This is a genomic window from Nonlabens sp. (assembly GCF_047636915.1).
Classification (GTDB): domain Bacteria; phylum Bacteroidota; class Bacteroidia; order Flavobacteriales; family Flavobacteriaceae; genus Nonlabens.
Genome location: NZ_JBLIGN010000029.1, coordinates 1 through 20,236, shown reverse-complemented (window position 1 = coordinate 20,236; position 20,236 = coordinate 1). Strand labels below are relative to the sequence as shown.

Annotated in this window: 13 protein-coding genes; 3 read left to right on the top strand and 10 right to left on the bottom strand. The window is 37.0% G+C overall.

Annotation, left to right across the window (positions count from 1 at the left end):
- Nucleotides 1–16 precede the first annotated feature (16 nt).
- The 9 genes from ACJAT0_RS06495 to ACJAT0_RS06455 form a co-directional block, all read right to left on the bottom strand.
- Nucleotides 17–763, bottom strand: coding sequence for a succinate dehydrogenase/fumarate reductase iron-sulfur subunit (locus ACJAT0_RS06495; RefSeq protein ID WP_415181011.1), 747 nt, complete (start codon nt 761–763; stop codon nt 17–19).
- 53 nt (nt 764–816) lie between these two features.
- Entirely contained in the window at nt 817–2,820 is a 2,004-nt protein-coding gene (locus tag ACJAT0_RS06490) for a fumarate reductase/succinate dehydrogenase flavoprotein subunit (RefSeq protein WP_415181010.1), read from the bottom strand.
- A 9-nt stretch (nt 2,821–2,829) separates the two neighbouring features.
- A complete protein-coding gene (locus tag ACJAT0_RS06485) occupies nt 2,830–3,495 on the bottom strand; it encodes a succinate dehydrogenase cytochrome b subunit (RefSeq protein WP_374002006.1) in 666 nt (221 codons plus the stop codon).
- Nucleotides 3,496–3,832: 337 nt separating this feature from the next.
- Nucleotides 3,833–4,129 carry a hypothetical protein gene (locus ACJAT0_RS06480; protein ID WP_415181009.1) on the bottom strand — a complete coding sequence of 99 codons (297 nt, stop codon included), beginning with the start codon at nt 4,127–4,129 and terminating at the stop codon, nt 3,833–3,835.
- Nucleotides 4,130–4,336: 207 nt separating this feature from the next.
- Complete coding sequence (locus ACJAT0_RS06475; RefSeq protein ID WP_415181008.1) at nt 4,337–5,929, bottom strand: T9SS type B sorting domain-containing protein; 1,593 nt, start codon at nt 5,927–5,929, stop codon at nt 4,337–4,339.
- A 729-nt stretch (nt 5,930–6,658) separates the two neighbouring features.
- On the bottom strand, nt 6,659–7,648 hold the full coding sequence (locus ACJAT0_RS06470) for a PKD domain-containing protein (protein ID WP_415181007.1): 990 nt from the start codon (nt 7,646–7,648) through the stop codon (nt 6,659–6,661).
- A 10-nt stretch (nt 7,649–7,658) separates the two neighbouring features.
- Nucleotides 7,659–9,215, bottom strand: coding sequence for a hypothetical protein (locus ACJAT0_RS06465; RefSeq protein ID WP_415181006.1), 1,557 nt, complete (start codon nt 9,213–9,215; stop codon nt 7,659–7,661).
- A gap of 11 nt (nt 9,216–9,226) precedes the next feature.
- Nucleotides 9,227–10,684: a RagB/SusD family nutrient uptake outer membrane protein gene (locus ACJAT0_RS06460; RefSeq protein ID WP_415181005.1), complete on the bottom strand. Its 1,458-nt coding sequence runs from the start codon at nt 10,682–10,684 to the stop codon at nt 9,227–9,229.
- 12 nt (nt 10,685–10,696) lie between these two features.
- Nucleotides 10,697–13,723: a SusC/RagA family TonB-linked outer membrane protein gene (locus tag ACJAT0_RS06455; RefSeq protein ID WP_415181004.1), complete on the bottom strand. Its 3,027-nt coding sequence runs from the start codon at nt 13,721–13,723 to the stop codon at nt 10,697–10,699.
- A 726-nt stretch (nt 13,724–14,449) separates the two neighbouring features.
- Between ACJAT0_RS06455 and ACJAT0_RS06450 the strand changes: the two genes are divergently transcribed.
- The 3 genes from ACJAT0_RS06450 to ACJAT0_RS06440 are packed head-to-tail and all read left to right on the top strand — an operon-like array spanning nt 14,450 to nt 18,881.
- Nucleotides 14,450–16,045: a hypothetical protein gene (locus ACJAT0_RS06450; RefSeq protein ID WP_415181003.1), complete on the top strand. Its 1,596-nt coding sequence runs from the start codon at nt 14,450–14,452 to the stop codon at nt 16,043–16,045.
- On the top strand, nt 16,042–17,418 hold the full coding sequence (locus ACJAT0_RS06445) for a LysM peptidoglycan-binding domain-containing protein (RefSeq protein WP_415181002.1): 1,377 nt from the start codon (nt 16,042–16,044) through the stop codon (nt 17,416–17,418). The genes ACJAT0_RS06450 and ACJAT0_RS06445 overlap by 4 nt, the downstream gene beginning before the upstream one ends.
- Nucleotides 17,415–18,881: an MBOAT family O-acyltransferase gene (locus ACJAT0_RS06440; protein WP_415181001.1), complete on the top strand. Its 1,467-nt coding sequence runs from the start codon at nt 17,415–17,417 to the stop codon at nt 18,879–18,881. Before ACJAT0_RS06445 ends, ACJAT0_RS06440 begins: the two co-directional genes overlap by 4 nt.
- Before the next feature lie 208 nt (nt 18,882–19,089).
- Here the strand turns inward: ACJAT0_RS06440 and ACJAT0_RS06435 are convergent, their stop codons facing one another.
- Nucleotides 19,090–19,902, bottom strand: a complete 813-nt coding sequence (locus tag ACJAT0_RS06435) for a DUF6624 domain-containing protein (RefSeq protein WP_415181000.1) — start codon at nt 19,900–19,902, stop codon at nt 19,090–19,092.
- Between the last annotated feature and the right edge of the window lie 334 nt (nt 19,903–20,236).

Sequence of the window (20,236 nt, the reverse complement as noted above, 5' to 3'; positions counted from 1 at the left end):
TATGCCACTGAGAAAACTATCCGATAGTTTCTGCTTTTAAATACTCGCGATTCATACGTGCAATATTTTCCAATTTAATTCCTTTAGGACACTCGAGCATACAAGCTCCTGTATTGGTGCAATTACCAAAACCTTCCTCATCCATCTGACGTACCATGTTCATTACTCGATCGGTTGCTTCTATTTCACCTTGAGGCAGGAGCGCATATTGAGAAATTTTGGCACTCGTAAACAACATGGCACTGGCATTTTTACATGCTGCCACACAGGCGCCACAGCCTATACAAGTGGCTGAATGAAATGCTTCATCTGCTTTTGCTTTCTCAATAGGAATGGAATTTGCATCTTGTGTATTACCAGAAGTATTTACAGATACATAAGCCCCAGCCTGCTGGATTCTATCAAATGAAGAACGGTCTACAATTAAATCTTTAATTACTGGAAAAGCTGCAGCTCTCCATGGTTCTATGGTAATTGTATCGCCATCATCAAACTTTCTCATATGCAATTGACAGGTAGTGGTCAATTTTTGTGGCCCATGAGGCTGTCCATTAATCATCATGTTACAAGAACCGCAGATACCTTCACGACAGTCATGATCAAATTCTACAGGAATTTCCCCTTTATTAACCAAGTCTTCGTTCAAGATATCCATCATTTCAAGAAAAGACATATCTCCTTCGATACCATCCACTGGATAAGTAACTATTTTTCCTTTGGCTTCAGGACCAGCCTGTCTCCATATTTTTAAAGTAAGTTTCATACTTGTTATTTAGGTTGTCACGCTTTCGCGAAAGCACAACATTTAAAATTCAGTTATTTATAACTACGAGTCACCAATTTTACATTTTCAAATACCAACTCTTCTTTGTGTAATTTTGAATCACGCGGATTCTCGTTGTATTCCCAAGCACTTACAAAAGCAAAGTTTTCATCATCTCGTAAAGCTTCTCCTTCTGGGGTTTGATATTCCTCGCGGAAATGACCACCACAACTCTCATTTCTAGTCAAAGCATCCTTTGCAAACAATTCTCCTAATTCAAGAAAATCTGCTACGCGGCCTGCTTTTTCTAATTCCTGATTCTTAGTATCTGCCGTTCCAGGAACTTTTACATTCTTCCAGAAATCTGCTCTCAACTCAGCAATTTCATCCATGGCAGCTTGTAAATCTGTCGCATTACGAGACATCCCACATTTGTTCCACATGATCAAACCTAATTTTTTATGGTAATAATCCACTGAGTGCGTTCCTGCGCCGTTCATCAATTTCTCAATACGGGCGCGAGTCTCTTTTTCTGCTTGATCAAACTCAGCTGTTTCGGTAGAAATAGCACCTGTTCTAATTTCGTCAGCTAGATAATCACCTATAGTGTATGATAATACGAAGTATCCATCTGCAAGACCTTGCATCAATGCACTCGCTCCTAAACGATTAGCACCATGATCAGAGAAGTTTGCCTCACCAGCTGCAAAACACCCAGGAACTGTTGTTTGTAAATTATAATCTACCCATAATCCACCCATTGTATAATGAACCGCTGGGAAAATCTTCATAGGTACTTCATATGGATTCTCGTCTGCGATATTGCGGTACATATCAAATAAGTTACCGTATTTTTTCTTTATAACGTTCTTTCCAAGATCAATAATCTCTTCTTTACTTGCCTCTTTATGACCACTCGTTAAAGCTTCTATTTTTCCATATCTAATGAAAGAAGCTTCAAAATCAAGATACACAGCGTTACCCGTTTTATTCACTCCGTACCCAGCATCACAACGCTCTTTTGCAGCACGAGAAGCCACGTCACGCGGTACCAAGTTACCAAAAGCTGGATACCTTCTTTCTAGATAATAATCTCTATCTTCTTCTTTAAGGTTGACACCTTGTAGTTTTCCTTCCCGTATTGCTTTAGCATCTTCTAGGTTTTTAGGAACCCAAATACGTCCATCATTACGCAACGATTCTGACATCAATGTCAGTTTAGACTGGTGATCACCACTTACTGGAATACATGTTGGGTGAATTTGTGTGTAACATGGGTTTGCAAAGTAAGCACCACGACGGTGTGTTCTCCAAGCAGCCATTACATTACTACCCATAGCATTTGTAGATAGAAAAAATACATTTCCATAACCACCAGAAGCTATCACTACAGCATGAGCCCCATGACGCTCTATCTCACCGGTAACTAAGTTACGAGCAATAATACCACGTGCCTTTCCATCTACTTTTACAAGATCTAACATCTCGTGACGGTTAAATGGAATTACTTTACCGCGATTGATCTGCCTGTTTAATGCAGAGTATGCCCCTAACAATAACTGCTGTCCTGTCTGTCCTGCAGCATAAAATGTTCTGGAGACCAATACACCTCCAAAAGAACGGTTATCTAACAATCCCCCATATTCACGGGCAAATGGCACTCCTTGAGCCACGCACTGATCGATAATGTTAGAAGAGACCTCAGCAAGTCTATGAACGTTTGCTTCACGAGATCTATAGTCACCACCCTTTATCGTATCATAAAAAAGACGGTAGTCAGAATCTCCATCTCCTTGATAGTTTTTGGAAGCGTTGATTCCTCCTTGAGCAGCAATGGAATGCGCACGACGTGGAGAATCATTGTAACAAAATGTTTTTACGTTATAACCTAGTTCAGCAAGAGTTGCTGCAGCGCTTCCACCTGCTAATCCAGTTCCCACGACAATAACATCTATGTTACGTTTGTTTGCTGGATTCACAAGGTTAATGTGATTTTTATGATTGACCCACTTTTCATCAAGTGGTCCTTTAGGTACTTTAGAATCTAATACTGACATAATTTTTTATTATGAGTGAGTAAAATGGTGATACAATGCGATAAAAACAAATCCTGCAGGAATCATTACAGCCCATGCATACGTTGCTTTTCTAATGACAGCTCCCTGATTAGTAGCCTTAGCTCCCATAGACTGGAAGGAGCTATTAAATCCATGCCATAAATGCATGGCAAGCAATCCAAAAGAAATCGCATAAAACACCACTCTTATGGGGTCGGCAAATTTCTCTTTTAATTCGTGTAAATAACGAGTAGGATCTTCTGGTTGCACATCTATATATTTTACTGTCATTTCATGAACCCAAAAATCATACATATGTAACCCCAAAAACGCAAGAACTACCAATCCAGTAATAACCATGTTGCGAGACACCCAAGTAGAATTTGATCTACCAGAAAATTTAACGTACTTTATAGGGCGTGCTTTTCGATTTTTAAAATCCAAAACGATACCCATAAAAAAGTGAACAATCAAACCTCCTATTAATATAGGTTGTGCAACAAATTGAACCAATGGATTGTACCCCATGAAATGAGACCAACTGTTAAAAGTATCTGGTGCAATTACAGAGGTAATGTTAATTACAAAGTGCTGTGTTAAGAATATAACAAGGAATAATCCTGAAAGTGCCATTACCCACTTTCTAGCAAGCGATGATTTTACTAATGCGCTCATGTATTATTTTTTAATTTGCTGCAAAGATAGCTTTCAAGCGACTCAATATCAATCGTAATAGTGAAAAGCCCTATCTCTTTGCCTTATTTGGATTGAGTCTTAATAGTTTATACAGCTATGATCTTCTAATTAGTAGCTTATACGCTGTTTTCCTTTCAGGGAAATAGTTAAGAAAATGTTGCTGTTTTATTTGCTTGAGATTGCTGTCCATCTACCTATTGAAAACAGTCTTTTGCTCTTCCTATAATAACTCCATTTGCATCCTTTACAGTTATCATATTGTAATCACATTGAGCCAGCATATGGTTATCATCATTCTCGATATAAATACGTTGACCTATCCCTGTTTCTGTAAATGTGGGTGTTCGTTCTTGAAAAATATATACGTACTGTCCCCACCATGTTGATTGAACAAAGCGTCATATGTGAATGTTCGTGCCTCTGAAGAACGTATTTTATCATTTGCGTCATAAGTAACCTCCTGAATTAGGCGAACTCCTTTTTGAATAATCCAAATCGAGGAAACAGGAGACTGCGGGTTATAATTGAATTGAGTAGTTCGATTCAATGAGTTTGCGACATCTGACTTTTCTTCCGTATCAAAAAGTATGGAATTGTTACTAACCTTCGACACAACCCTTGGATTGGGTCTGTGGAATTTGATCACTTGAACAGGAGAACAAACTGATAAGAATTACAAAACTTAATAGAAACTTCATTATCCATACTTTTTAAAAATAAATAAACACACAATCCAATAAGTGCAACAACTTTATTGTTTAGGGCTTAAATTGCATTATAATCATTGGACGGTTAATTTGATTCATATAAAATGCCGAATCTATCTCTTTAATGTAAAATGGTTTGTTATTTTAATTCCTGATTTAGTTGTAAAAAGAAACCAATAATCAGAAGATGGCATTTCTAACCCATTATTTGTTCCATCCCATCCCATATTAGAATTCGGACCAAATGTGTATAATAGCTTTCCATATCGATCGAAAATTGTAATCTTCATATCTACTATAGTTAATTCAGATATTACTTTGATATTCCAAAAATCATTAAAACCATCATTATTTGGAGTAAAAAAGTCAGGAAACTCAATTAATCCATTATTAGTAAGACAATCTGAAATTCTAGAGTTAATGACTTGAAAACTATAAACTGAATTACATTCGTCATCATCGTTTACTACAGATACGAATAAAATTTCTGTATCAGCAATGCTTTGATATAATGTTGAGACTGGACTTGCTGTTGAATTGATTTCTGGATCTTCCATATAGTAAGTAAAGGTGATATTATCACTACTGTCAATTTGCATTTGATTTGAGACTTGATTTAAATCAAAAGTGTTGTATCCATTTAGGTAACATAATTCTAAATTTTCAGGTTCATTTACATTTGGAAAAACGTTAATATTAATATCTATTGGAAATACATCAAACTGACCTGTTAAAGAATTTTCAATTCTAACGAATAATGTCTGACCTCCGCTTATTGTGTTTGTCCAATCTCCGTTTAGCTCATTTGTATTACTTTGCGCATCACCTATTGTCAAATGTGTAGATACAACAAACTTTATTGCCTCATGAAGACCAGCGGCACCATACCACTCGTCTTGAGGACTTGAATTAATTATTATATTAGTAAAAGTCAGGTTATTTAAATCTATTTTAAATAATTTATTTGGTGTTACCCCATATAGTTCACCTAGCTCAAGGGCTAGTCCATAGGTTTTTTCTGGAAGTTGACCCAAATCAATATGAGAAACGTAGTTTCTATTATTATCCAGTGTGACCTCGTAAAGTCTGTAGTTATTGCTAGAAAGCTTCCATGAAACGTACATCTTACTATCAATTGTTACGAAATCTCCTCCTGCGGACCCAGTTCCAAAGTCATGCCATATAACAAAATTTTGAAACGTGCTATTAACAATATTAAATCGAAATACATAAGACTGAGTACCAAAGCCTAAATAAGCATTATCTAAATCATCGAAAGAAAGTGAATTAGAATTAAAAAAAGAGGCACCTGTACCAGAAACAAGAGTAAGGTTACATTGATTATCAACTGACAAAACGCCTCCCGCACAAATAAAAATTTCTTGGTTGGAATTTACAGCAATATCACCAATACCTCCAGTAGTGATATCACACAATAAGGAGCTATTTGGATTGTTTGATGGATTTTTAATTGAAATTAAATTACCATTTGAAGTAGAAACTAATATTTCTTCTGAATAATATTCATCTTCTAATCCTACAGTTTGAAAAACATAATTTTCAATTTCTTCGATGTTAAAATTAGCATATCCACTACCATTATCATCGCATAGATTTATTTCTAAGTCTTGAGAATAACAGAAATCTATAGTTGATATACTTAAAAGTGTTATTAAAAAGTAATGTTTTAATCGTGTTTTAATCATTTAAAGATATTGTTTTAAAATGTTTTTTTTAAATATTGATATTGAGGTATTCTTTTTATTTTGAAAGACAAACTGTTAACTATTTAAATATCCGTTTTCAACAATTGTATTAGGAAAGCCCTTTTATCTTAAATTGTATAGTTTAGTCGTCATCATCACAATAAAGGGCTTATAGCTTGCGAACAAAAATAAATCATTCTAATATAGTTTCAGTTTTTTGAAAAAGAATTTAGCTCATTATCTTAAGTTTATTAATTATAGTCAGTTAACAACATCTAAGCCTAAGTAATAAGTGCAACATAAATATTTAAAACAAACTAAAACACAACCGTTAGTATAGACCACTCCTACTTATGGAACCAAAAGCTTACACTACAGTAGCTGTGATTAACAGCTATTGAAATAAGAGAACGAACCGCTATATCTTATCATAAATATCAAAATTGTGATATCAAGGGCGCACACAATTTATTAATTACTGGATTCTAAGGGACAAGTAACACCTACTTCACTTTTTTATAATTATAAGCTAAGTCCCCATTAGCACTATAATCATCATTTTTAGTTTATTTAAAGCATATTAAGACAGTAAAAACAATTTATTTAGTCTAAGTCTTCTATGAGTCAATCGTTGGCTAAGACCTCATTATACAAAATGATTATGTAAAAGCAGATCATAAAAAAAGCCACTCCTAAGAGTGGCCTAATAATCTTGTAATCATTGTTATTCTATATGCAACCAGGGTTAGGGTTCACTGGAACATCAGTGGTAAGCGTATGATACCAAGCTAATGCTGGATCATTTGCTTGTACCGTGCGCAGAATCATTCTATTAGCAGTTATTTCTAGGATCTCGTATTCACTACTACCCACATACCAACTAATAAAGCTGTTGTTTGCTAAAAGCATGGTAGTTTTTCTAGACTGTTCTACTGGAACATCTGTATCGATAGTAGGAGTAAAAGTTATCAGTCCAGCTGCAGGAGCAACAAATGGCAAACATTCATCTGCAGGTGGATTTGCCGTATTAAGAGCCGATGGCCCACCGAATTGGGTTAAATAGGTGTTATGCATATATGTCCCTCCAAAATTATTCAATTGGTAAATAACATTATTTCCATCTTTGGTAAATACCATTTCATCTTCGTAAAAACATTCGGTTAATTCATTACAATACCTTCCAAAAGCAGGAACCGGAAAGAATGCAGGAGTATAATAAGCATCCGGTGATTGTCCACCTATCAAATTTGTAGGACCTACACCCCAATGACCGTTTTCGGTTACTGACCAGTACCAAGTTTTAGAAGATCCTCCTGTTAAAAAGTCTTTCGCCTCAGCATCATCAAAAGTACTTAAGACATCAATTACCAGAGTTTGCGTAGTTGCAGCTCCTCCAGTTCCCGTTGCGGTTACCGTTACATTGTAACTAATCACTCCCAATTCTACAAAACGATGTTCGATAGATCCGTCAAAGGTAGAACCCTGACGGCCATCACCAAAATCAAACGAATAATTAAGTGCATTATCTGCTGTAGCAGTAAAGACTACTATACCCGTTCCATTTCCATCAGGATCTGTCATGTTTTGACCTTGTATAGCAACATTCAGTTCTAAATTACTCGGGGCAATTACAGGCCCAAACTCGGTATCGTCATCTTGACAGGAATGAAGAGAAACTCCCAACATCAAAACTATTAAAAGCTTATAATAATATTTCATCTTAATTAATTTAATTAGTTTTTATTAGATCATCAATATAAATGGTTTCTGGAGAAGCTGTTGTCCCTAAAGGATCAAAGAATATCACAATGTTTCTTAAATCAGCTGTAGTAGAGCCGGTAAAGGAATTGAAAGTTAATTCCTCCCAACCATTGGCAACCGTAGTAGTAACACTTGTCACTTCTTGGAATAACCCACCATTCCCTATTCTTTCGATTTTTAACCATACGGGTAAACCTACCCTAGGAGAATACACCTTTAAAGTGAAAGATGTTGTTGCATTAAATGCAACAGGTTGATCAACAACTATAGCAACCAAAGAATAATTATTGGGTCCTGTAGCAGGTCTAACAAACTGCATCACCGTATTAGAACTATTTACCAAATCAGGCACAGGATTAGAAATTATAGAGTACGCTCCATTATTCGTGCCTATATTATATATTCTGTTTGTATCCTCAAAGTCTAAAGGCAATAATATTGGAGGACCATCAGCTAGCTCGATATCATCGAAGTAATTTACATCATTAGTAGGCGCCCCTCCCAAATCGAAAAACACTACAAAACGACTAAAAGGTTGCGTCGTATCTACCCCAGTAGTATCAAAGAAAAGCGTTTCCCATTCACCTACTTTAGTCGTAAAAGCGTCATAATCGGCTGTGGAAATAGCCCCATTAGAACTTTCCATTTTAACGGTGACCTTCGTTCCTATAGGCATAGGTGACCAAGTCTTAATTCTTAAGCTTTGTGGCCCTGAGAAGTCAATAGGTCCGCTTAATGGAACCACCACGCCTCCATAAGTAAGTGCGCCCGTCTTTTCAATACTAACCACCTTAGAACTAAGATTACCTACCGAAGTATCTGGATTAGTAATAATGCTTACCGCCGCTTCAAAAGGAATCATGTTATAATTTAAAGTAGATGATTCAAAATTTAAAGGTAAAGTTACAGGATCTGCAATAATGACTACTTCGGTAACCTCTGTTACAGCAGCGCCGCCACTTAAGGCTGTTACCCTAATTGTAAATGTGCCTACTCCAGTATAATCATAATTTACAACATCACCTTCCATAAAAGGTACTGCAGCCAACGCAGGGTCTTCGCCAAAGGCAACTTCAAATGAAGTTTCAAAGTCTGCTGAAGCACTAACGGAAACACCATAGTTTGAAGTAGCACTTTCAGAAACAGTTATCAGTAGATTCTCTGGAGCTCTGAATGACACTACTAAATCTCTTGTAAACTCTGTAGTTTTACCACCTAGATTAGTGGCAACTACTCTTACAGGATAGGTTCCTTCAGCATAACTGCGTTGTGCATTTTCCCCTAAAGCAAGTACAATAGATTCATCAGTACCGTCTGCATAAAAGACTTCAAAGCTTGTCACATCCTCACCAGAAGGTGAAATAGTCACAAGACCAGAATTGTCTTGAGTAATATTAAAAACAAGGCCTACATCTTTAGGGGCCTCTAAGGCTAAACTTAAGTCTGTGTCGTCATCACTTTCACAACTCCATAGTGCCAAACTGGCGACTAATAGAGCAACAAATAAAAATTTAATGTTTTTCATTTTAAATCGTATTAATAATTAGGGTTTTGTTCCCATAGATTCCCTGCAAGTAAGATCTCTTCAAGTGGAATTGGAAAAAGTTCATGTTTGCCAGCTACAAAACCTTCTATTTCTGAAGCTGCACGGCCAGTTCTTACTAAATCAAAAAAGTGGTGTCCTTCACCGACTAGTTCTAATCTGCGTTCTAAAAATATAGCATCAGTCAGCGCTATTCCAGAAGTTAGTACATCAGGTAACCCGACCCTAGTGCGTACCACGTTTAGATAGGTTTGTGCCTGTCCATCTCCTAGACCTCCACTGTTGTAGGCCTCTGCTGCCATCAAATAAACATCTGCAAGTCTAATGGAACGGTAATTATTAGGGTTGGTAAGATTTGCGTCACCCGTATTCAAATCACCTTGTCGGGCAATATATTTTCTATTGTAGTAACCCGTATGTTCAAAACCTGTACTAAATGTAGCGTTGTTAGCTGCCGCAAATGCGTCTATATCTAAAATTGCTGTGTCTTTACGTGGATCAGCGGGGTCAAATAAGTCAACTACCTCTTGAGTGGGGACATTAAAACTAAATCCGGAGTCAAAAGTGGGGCCGTTATAATTTCTAATACCGTTAAATCCTACCGCAACGTTACCCTCACTACACTGTAAACATCCGAAACCGGCTCCTTCAGCGTCTGAATATTGAATTTCAAAAACCGCCTCTGAATTATTTTCATTGTCATTTTCAAAAATCGTTGCATAATCAGAAACTAAGCTGTACGGTCCAAAAGCAATTAAGTCATCCAGTACATCAGCAGACTCGATATATTTTTCCTGAAACAAGTATACTTTACCTAACAAGGCCTGTGCACTACCCTTAGTAGCACGACCTATATCTGGCGTAGTATACTCTAAGTTTTCAATTGCAAAAATCAAATCTAATTCAATCTGATCATAAATGAGAGCTTTAGGAGTGCGCTCCACTTCGAACTGATCTCCAAAAAGGAAACGTTGGTCTACCGATAATGGTACATCTCCAAAAAATTTCACTAACTCAAAATAGTAGTAAGCTCTAAGAAAACGCGTTTCTCCTAAAACACGGGGTTTATCAGGGAAATCAATTTTATTTTTAAATTCCATGATATAATTAGTTCTGTTCACTCCAGCAAACATCCACCTCCATAAATCTGTCAGTTGTGCATTCACAGAGGTATGCACCATATCATCGATTTGTTGGATACCTATCACGTCAGTCGCGCTCTCCCCACCAGCTAATGTATTATCTGAGGCTATTTCACCCAGCATAACGTTTATATAACTAGATTGTAGGAGGTCATAGGCCGCAATTAGTGCATTTTCATAATCCGCTTGCGAATTAAAAAAGTTCTCTGAATTAGGATCTTCACTTGCTACATCTACATAATCATCGCTACAAGCATTGAGGCCAATGGCTGCGACGAATAATAGCATATATATTTTATAAATTTTCATCTTTTTTATGTTTTAAAATTTTGCGTTTATTCCAATTAAAAAAGTTCTAGCCACTGGGTAAAAACCGTTGTCTATACCACTTGATAGTGGATCACCAGAACTTGCACTTGGATCAAAACCTTGATATTTAGTTAATGTAAAAGCATTATTTACCGAAGCATAGACCCTTAATTTACTCAATTTAAGATTATCGAGTGCCGCTTCGTTTAAGGTATATCCAATTTGCATGTTTTGAGCTCTTAGAAAAGAGGCGTCTTCTACAAAGAAGTCAGAAAAAACTTGATTTGCAGTGGCTCCTGTGGTCACTCTAGGCATAGAATTAGTTGATCCCTGACCTGTCCAGCGACCCAATGCATTAGTCGTTAGGTTTGTTAACGGCTGGTTGCGCTCATAATTACGTACCATTTCATTACCTAAAGAGGCAAACAAATACGTTTGAACATCCCAATTTCTGTAATTAAAGCTAAGATTCAATCCCATGGTAAAATCTGGCAGAGCATCCCCTAAATCTGTGCGGTCATCCGTGTCAATAACACCGTCATTATTTATATCTCTATATCTAAAATCCCCAGGTTGTGCATTAGCACCTAAAGCGATTTGAGATGGATGTGCTGCAACTTCCGCAGCATTTTGAAATATTCCGTCCGTTTGATAGCCATAGAAATAACCTATTGTATAACCTTCTTGGAGTCTAGTGATAGCTGGTTGACCTACTCCAAAACTACCCGCTTCAAGAAACCCATTTGCATTATTTACTCTAAGCACTTCATTTTCAATGGTGGTCACATTATAGCTTACATTAAAGCTAAAATCATCTGTTACCTGGTCTGAATAACCTATCGCAAATTCCACCCCTGTATTTCTAATATCACCACCGTTAATGGTAGGTGCTCCCGAACCAGGTCCTCCTGAACCTAAGATTCCTGATACCCTTGGTGCGATCAATAAATTATTTGTTTCTCTATTAAATACATCAAGAGTCACATTTAATTTAGAAGATAAAAATTTCATATCCAGCCCTATGTTAGTGGTAAATTGCTCTTCCCACTTAATCTCAGGATTGCTCAAAACTCCTATAGCCGTTCCGTTTTCAATTTGTCCATTAAAAACATATTGCCCCTCTCCGTTAAGTAACGATTGAAATCCAAATCCGTTGATACGATCACTTCCGATTAAACCAGAAGAGGCTCTCACTTTAAGAAAATCAAAAACCTTACTGTCTTTTAAAAAACTTTCATCTGATGCCACCCAGCCAATACTTGCTGACGGAAACACACCAAATTTATTCAAAGGACCAAATTTTGTGCTTCCGTCTCGTCTAATTACACCAGAGAATAAATACTTCCCTTTATAATTGTATTGTGCTCTTAAAAAGTGAGATAGTAAGCGGTCATCAAAACGGCGAGCGCCATTGATATCTCCATCAATAATACGATCAGCTCCAGCAATACTCACTTCATTATAGTCATTGCTTATATTACCAAAACCAGTAAGGTCATTAAAGTCTCCACGCGTTCTATAAGCACTCATGCCTACCATTGCTTCTACATTGTGATTGTCAGCAAATGAATTCTTATATTTCACGAAGGTGTCGTAGGTGTAATCACTAAAAAAGTGCTCATACTCGCTGTACACATTTTCAGTCAGGTTGAATACCTTTCCAGAACCATAAAACGCTCTAGGATTAAAATTGTTCCCATAAGACGTTGAATAATTAGCTTGAATCCTAGCAGTAGCTTCAAAGTGATTTAGAAATGAATAAGTAAATCCAAAGTTACCACTGATCTTACCTACCTTATTTTTATTAAATGTATTTGCCAATTGTGCCTCTGGGTTTATAACTTCATTACCCAGACCCTCTGCAAGAGAAAACTCACCAGCCTGATCGAATACAGGAATGTTAGGTCCCATGTTCAAAGCGTTGAAAAGAACAGACCCCAAACCTCCGTCATTAATATTTTTGTTACTGGTGTAGGAATAAAGAAACCCTGTTTTCATTTCAAGATTTTTAGTCCATTTATGATCAAAGTTCCCGCGTAAGGTAAATCGGTCAAAATCTGACTTGTCGCTTCCTACAATACCGTCTTGACTTAAGACCGATACTCCAAATGCGTAAACAGATTTCTCGGTACCACCGCGTATAGAAATATCATTGTTAAGAATCAAAGCGTCGTCAAAAACAGCCTCTTGATAGTTGGTGTTAGTTAAATTAGATATATCAGTAAAAGGCAGAGCCTGACCATTATTGGCAAAAGCTTCATTTTTAATCAACGCATATTGTTGAGAATTTAAGGTAGGAAGCCTTCTGGTCGTTTCTTGAAAACCACCCCATGAATTAAATTCGACAGTTAAGGGTTGGTTCTTACGACCCCCTTTGGTAGTAATAAGAATGACACCATTTGCAGCTAGTACTCCGTAAATACCCGCTGTTGCATCTTTTAAAACAGATATGCTTTCTATATCCCCAGGATTGATAACGCTTAAGTCTTCTATTCTGTTTCCATCTACCAAGATTAAAGGACGGTTATCACCATTAGTTGAAATACCACGTATTCTTATATTTAACCCAGCACCAGGCGAGCCTGACGAAGAAGTAACATTAACTCCAGCCACTTGGCCTTGAAGTGCCTGTTCTACTCGAGTAGGCTTAAGGCTTTCAATAACCTTACTGTCGACAATACTCACCGCACCGGTCACCTCTCTGACGGCTTGCGTGCCATATCCGATGACAACAACCTCTCCAAGCACGGCGACGTCTTCCTGTAAACTCACCATAATGACCTCATTATTCACAACTGTAATTTTTTGCGTGATTGCTCCTAAATAAGAAATCTTAAGGACCTCTCCCGGCGACGCTGCTATTGTAAATAAACCGTCAAAATCTGTTGTGGTAGCCTGTTTTGTAGTAAGGTTTTGTACCGTAGCCCCCAATAAAGGGCTACCCGTAGATTGTTCAAGTACCTTTCCTGAAATGATACCTACCTGTGCAAAGCTGAAAGCTGCGACAAGGTAACATAGTAAAAATGTAAATTTGTTCATGAAAATTTGTTTATTTCATAATTGAGAAGAGTTTCTACATCGTTATAGGTTAACTTCCTCTTAAAATTAGAACCCAAAGATAAAAAACGTTGACGAAGTTACTTAAAAATTCACTACGTCAAAACTACTACGTTAATGGTTTGTATATAATATGTTCATATTACACAAGTTAAATACGTAATCATTACATTATTTAAGACACATTCTGTATTTGATGTGGTAATGTATAGTATACATATGCGTGACTAGTCACAAACCAATCATCATTTTTTTTATAAACCACCCAATAAAGTGACCTAAAGTGCTTTTATTTAGAACCTCTATTATTATGATGAAAAAATTATACACCAAATAAAAACTCTTGCTTGTACGTTTGTTCTCCCTGTTGACATAATTCACGGATCCAATGACAACCTCGTTTTTCTTTCGTAATATTTTATCACCATCCCTGCCTAAGTACATTAGATATCTCCCAGATAATATCATACCTCCTAGAGGCCTGTAAGAGAAACCGCCCCAATATTTTAATATCAATATAAAAAGAATTTGAATGAAATACTATATAGGTTGTTGGTGCCTGCTATAATTGTCAAAATTTAACGGAGCTAATTCTTATCAATTATTAGTGGTCTGATTTAATAAACTAACCAACCTTTATTATTTAGTTTTCAAGGATTCTATTAAATTACACCCAGATTAAACAACACAAAAAAGAGTTCAACTTCCATGCTTTTTAAAGACCAAAAACAATTCTTCTCTGCCATTTTCATCCTCGCTGTTGGTGGGTTGTTATTCTATTTTACCAAACCCTACTTACCTCAAAAAATATTTGTTGAGGATACAAATTTTACTGACATCGCAGTAGATAGTTTAATGCTACAGGCCATGGGTGATCTTGAGATTACAAAAGATGCAGTCCTCACTGTGGAAGACAGTGTCCCATCTATAGGAGCTGGCTTCATCCCAGATATAGCTGCTAGAGCACCCTTTGCACAAGATTCCATTCCAAAACTAGAAAAGAAAGTCTCTTACACCAATCTGATTCAAACCACAGATTTCAATTACAACCTAGAATATCTTGCAGACTCCCTTGGTGTCATTGTAATTCCGCCGGCAATCCCGTTGACAAGTTATACGGGAACGGTACATTTAGCTCGCTTTTTTGAGAAACTCTATAAGCTGGAACAGTCTAAAGAAAGCAAAGTTCGTATTGCTTATTATGGGGACTCGATGATCGATGGTGATTTGATCGTCCAGGATTTTAGAAGTGCGTTACAAGACCGTTTCGGAGGCCAAGGAGTAGGTTTTGTCTCTATACAATCAGAAAGTTCTAGATCACGTTACTCTGTGAAGCACTATACGAATGGCAACTGGAAACAACACAATTATATGAAAGGCAGCACAGACAGCATTCCTTATGGCGTGAACGGTGCCTTTTTCTTCCCAACCGACTCCGCCGCAACGGTCACATATATCGCTAGCGGTATTGAACATTCCTACCGTCTCAACACCCCACGACTTTTCTATGGACTTGGAAATAAGAAAGCCCTACTCCAAGTAACCGAAGAAAAGGACAGTGTTTCTAAATACATCCCATTAAATGCTCTCCAAAGCTTTAATTCGGTACCTCTTACTAATCGAGATCTTAAAAAAATCCAGCTAGATTTTTCTAGAGCCCAAAATACTCCGATATACGGTATCGACTTTTCTAATACTACAGGCATTGCCGTAGATGGTTTTTCTAATCGTGGCAATTCTGGACTACCATTGAGTGTGCTTGATGTTTCTCAAATGAAGAAATTTGATAAAGTTTTAGGGTATGATTTGATCATTCTACAATTTGGAGCCAACGTATTGACAAGAAAATCTAAAAATTACAATTGGTACTCCAGTCGCATGACTAAAGTCGTGCATCATTTGCAGCTGGCGTTTCCAAATGCAGATATATTGATTTTAGGAACAGCAGATAAAGGAACAAAAAGGGTAGGAGTGGTTAGAACAGACTCTAGCGTGGTAAAATTACTACGTGCACAACAACAGTACGCCGCAAAAACAGAATCCGGTTTTATGAGCCTTTTTCATATAATGGGTGGTATTAATACTATGCCCATATGGAACCATAAGAAGCTAGCAAACGACGATTTTACTCATTTCAGTTCTAAAGGATCCCGCAAAATAGGACGTATGATTTATGGTAAATTGATAGAGGAGTATACCGCTTTCGCGAAAGCGAGAACCCAACAAATAGCTTTACTCAACGAAACGAATCAACTGGGAATAAAAATAGTACAAGACAGCATTCCAAAACTACCAAATCAATGATCAAACAATTTATTTTTTTATGCATTGCCTTGGTTATTTCTCCATTGCCTGCGCAAAATATGGAAGACTTACAAATCAATCCATTGTTGATTGATCGCAGTTTTCAGGAGATAAAAAACCCCACAATCTTACATGATTTTTTTCAAAAGCTAAAAGATCTAGAACATAAAAAAAGAGATCAAATCACTATTGTACAAATAGGTGATTCTCATGTTCAAGGACCTTATTTTCCTCAATACATACGACAGGGGATTCAGAATAAGTTTGGTAATGCTGGGCGGGGTTTTGTATTTCCATACCGAGTGGCTGAAACTAACGGAGCTGTAGATGTAAAATTCAAGGCAACCGGGAACTGGCAAACAGTACGCAATGTAAAGAGCGATGGCAGTGATCCTATTGGATTAAGCGGTATCTATCTAGAAACGAGCGATGAAGATTTTCTTATGGAAATCAACTGGAGTTCTTCTTTAGACAAAGTTTCTGAAATCCAGATTATATCCCCACATGCAGAGCGTTTTAAATTGAGTACCCACTCTCAAAAGAATATTCTCAAAAAAACCCATACTACCCAAACATACCAAGTAAAATCTGGGGATTATCTAGGTAAAATAGCAGGTCAATTTAATACAACCGTTAAGAAAATACAACAAACTAACGGCATGAAAAACGGGAACCTGCGTGCAGGACAAAGACTTAAAATACCCACTGGATTGTCGCAGAATAAAGTCCCTTCTAGCACCACTTTTAATGATTTGAAGTCCCTTAATAGTGATACTTTTCAAATCCCTGATGGAATGGATCAACTCTATATCAGAGCTTCACAAAAAGAATCCAAATACGTTCTAGACGGCTTGCTTTTAAACACTAGTAACAAGGGTATTGTTTTTCATGGAATCGGTGTGAACGGCGCAAAATTCAGTGATTATAATAAATTCCCTCGGTTTTTTGATCAAGTCGCAGCACTACATCCAGATTTGATCATTATCTCACTAGGAACTAACGAGAGTTTTTATGACTCTTATTCGGAAGAAAAATTAAAATCTGACATGGGTTTTTTCAATCGTCAAATGATCCAACGTGGCATGACTGGATGCGTCTTATTGACCAGCCCACCGCCATCGATGAAAAATCGCAGAGAGATCAATTCTACCGCAACCGCCTATGCTTATGAAATGGGCGTTTTTGCCCATTTAAATTCTTGGGCTTTTTATGATTTACATTCTGTTTCTAGAAGTAGTAAAGCGATGCCAGACTGGTACAAAGCCAAATTAACTTCTGGCGATAAAATCCATTTCTTGGAAAAAGGCTATCAATTACAAGCCGAATTGCTCGTAGAAGCCCTATTAAACTACTTTTCAGAATATAACAAATGACCGCATGGAATGACATATGGAACTGGCTCAGTTATGACCCACAGAAACCTTTACTATTTAATAGTGAGGCTTTTTTATACCTGTTTTTAGGCTTTTACCTCTTGTATGTTTTTATGACTAATTTGCGCAGGATGCGCATTCTTTATGTCATTGTATTTTCTTTATTTTTCTATTATAAGTGCAGTGGCATCTACTTCTTTTTACTCCTTTTTTCTTCCTTTACCGATTATTACATCGCTAACCTCATCTATAAAAGTAAAAACGAAAAGAATAGAAAACGATGGCTAATTCTTTCTTGTCTCTTGAATTTGGGGCTACTTGCCTACTTCAAATACACCGGTTTTCTTTCCGACAATTTTAACGCCCTATTTTCTGGAGACTTGAGTTTTGGAACTATCTTTCTTCCTATTGGAATCTCGTTTTACACTTTTCAAACCATGTCTTATACCATAGACATTTATAGAAGAGAATTAGCACCCGCTAGGACCGTATGGGACTTTATGTTTTTTGTTTCATTTTTCCCACAACTGGTTGCTGGGCCAATTGTACGGGCAAAAGATTTCATCCCACAAATTTATAAGAAGTTAGAGCTCTCTAAAAAAGCATTGAGCTATGCTATGTTTCTAATAATTGGTGGGTTGCTTAAAAAAGCAGTAGTTTCAGATTATATAAGTGTCAACTTTGTGGACCGAGTTTTTGATTTTCCAGATAACTACTCCGCATTTGAAAACTTGATGGCTGTGTATGGCTACACCTTACAAATTTATTGCGATTTTTCAGGTTATTCTGACATGGCCATAGGTCTTGCCCTACTGATGGGGTTTAAATTACCTCTCAATTTTAGAACCCCTTATCAAAGTACAAGTCTCACCGAATTCTGGCGCAGATGGCACATCTCCCTGTCCAGCTGGCTGAGAGATTATCTTTATATATCATTAGGTGGAAATCGCAAAGGCAGACTACGTACCTATTTTAACCTATTTATCACCATGCTCTTAGGTGGGTTGTGGCATGGAGCCTCTTGGAAATTTGTTCTTTGGGGAGCGATGCATGGGACTGTTCTCGCCGTTGAAAAAGCATTTAACATACCTCAACTTACTAGCAAGAATGTTACTCTGAAAATTACTGCTGGAATAGTGACTTTTCACTTTGTAGCTTTTTGCTGGATTTTCTTCAGAGCATTAGACTTTAGCAATGCGTTGAATATAATTTTTAATATAGGAATGTTGGATTGGAATCCACAAGAATGGTGGACGGTTTTAAATGGTTATCACAATGTATCGATTGTTTTATTAATAGGCTTTCTCTGGCATTTTATACCTCAAAAGGCACAAGACAGACAGCTATTGCTCTTTCATAAGATTCCGTTAGTGGGGAAAATGCTGTTATTTGCTGCAGTGATTTGGGTCATTAGTGCCACTGAAAGTAGTGAAATACAGCCTTTTATTTATTTTCAGTTTTAGGCCGAATGAATCTAAGCGATGGTACCTATTAATTAGTTGTCAATGATCGTTTTTACCTCTCCTACCACTACTCATAGCGATCGTTTTGACCTCCTCTAAATTCCTATCATTCCACAAGCTCCAATCGTCAAATACAGGAACTGAGAAAGGAGCTTTTATTCTAAAGACTTAAAAACATATCCTAAACTTTTTTATTTAAATTTCATATTTAATCTTCCTGCTCCGCATTAAATTCCAAACCCCAATGACCTACATATTCAGAAAGTGGCCCCATTCCCATCATGGCTCTTCTGGAATCTACTGTTGAAGGGTTCTTGAGTTCGTGTAATTCATAAGTTTCGTCTGGATTCATCAGGATCTGCGAACCGTACAGTTGTGGTTTTCCAGAATCCATTAACATAAGGTCTTGCATTAATGCGATATCTTGTCGCTCTAGATCTCCTTGTTTAGAAGCCTCTAATAACTGTGGGAAGTATTGAATTCGTTTTTCGGCACTTGCATGTTGTACCACTAACCAGATGGCGCTCATTCCTTTTTCTCCAGCTGTTGCTGTATTAGGCATGCCACATTTTTCTAGGAGTTGTTCTACCGCTGCAAGATTGTTAAGGTCCAACTCCTCATCCATTAAATTATCAGTTCTGTTTTCTTGATCTCTATCGTATATTTTTTCTAAAATCCTATTAAGATTGCTGCAATCTACTTTGTTGATATCCTTAAAAACAGGCTCTTTTTTAAGGGCGAAACGGGCCATTTCTGGATCTTGAAATTCAACTTTTATCAATACATTTTGATCATTAATATACCAGTCTGCATAAGGCAAGTCATGTGATAAGGCAACTTTTTCTTCTGTACTTATAAGATTGCCTTCGACATCGTAATAATTTACGTCATCTGGCATTGTAAAATTATTTGCCATGATCAAGTCCGTCATCTCTTCATAATTGATGCGGGTAAGTTTTTCTTCTTGCTTACAGGATAGCAATAAAAAAATGGATGCGAGTAGGATGACGTTTTTATTCATAGATGAAAAGTGTTGTGTCCTTTTTAATTTCTATTATTATTTTATAAGACATGGCGCGACCATTAGAAAAGTATCCAAAACTATTTATTTGCTTTTGTTCTTTTCCTTTTAAGGCATCCCTTATTCCATAAGCACCATCTCGAGGATGATGTACTGACTCTGAAATGTCTAATCGATCTTTAACACGACCTTCTGATTTAAGTGTCTAAATCTTAAAACCGAAAACTCATCAGTTGTGACAACCACAACTTCTTATATCACCAAATCGGTATAATTAGTGATTTCAACTTTAGGACCGAGGAAATAACTGCACGAATTCAATGAAAAAGCAAAA

Bases quoted from the DNA above. Each gene is read 5' to 3' on its own strand.
- ACJAT0_RS06495 (WP_415181011.1), bottom strand. From the start codon at position 763: ATGAAACTTACTTTAAAAATATGGAGACAGGCTGGTCCTGAAGCCAAA.
- ACJAT0_RS06490 (WP_415181010.1), bottom strand. From the start codon at position 2,820: ATGTCAGTATTAGATTCTAAAGTACCTAAAGGACCACTTGATGAAAAG.
- ACJAT0_RS06485 (WP_374002006.1), bottom strand. From the start codon at position 3,495: ATGAGCGCATTAGTAAAATCATCGCTTGCTAGAAAGTGGGTAATGGCA.
- ACJAT0_RS06475 (WP_415181008.1), bottom strand. From the start codon at position 5,929: ATGATTAAAACACGATTAAAACATTACTTTTTAATAACACTTTTAAGT.
- ACJAT0_RS06470 (WP_415181007.1), bottom strand. From the start codon at position 7,648: ATGAAATATTATTATAAGCTTTTAATAGTTTTGATGTTGGGAGTTTCT.
- ACJAT0_RS06465 (WP_415181006.1), bottom strand. From the start codon at position 9,215: ATGAAAAACATTAAATTTTTATTTGTTGCTCTATTAGTCGCCAGTTTG.
- ACJAT0_RS06460 (WP_415181005.1), bottom strand. From the start codon at position 10,684: ATGAAAATTTATAAAATATATATGCTATTATTCGTCGCAGCCATTGGC.
- ACJAT0_RS06455 (WP_415181004.1), bottom strand. From the start codon at position 13,723: ATGAACAAATTTACATTTTTACTATGTTACCTTGTCGCAGCTTTCAGC.
- ACJAT0_RS06450 (WP_415181003.1), top strand. From the start codon at position 14,450: ATGCTTTTTAAAGACCAAAAACAATTCTTCTCTGCCATTTTCATCCTC.
- ACJAT0_RS06445 (WP_415181002.1), top strand. From the start codon at position 16,042: ATGATCAAACAATTTATTTTTTTATGCATTGCCTTGGTTATTTCTCCA.
- ACJAT0_RS06440 (WP_415181001.1), top strand. From the start codon at position 17,415: ATGACCGCATGGAATGACATATGGAACTGGCTCAGTTATGACCCACAG.
- ACJAT0_RS06435 (WP_415181000.1), bottom strand. From the start codon at position 19,902: ATGAATAAAAACGTCATCCTACTCGCATCCATTTTTTTATTGCTATCC.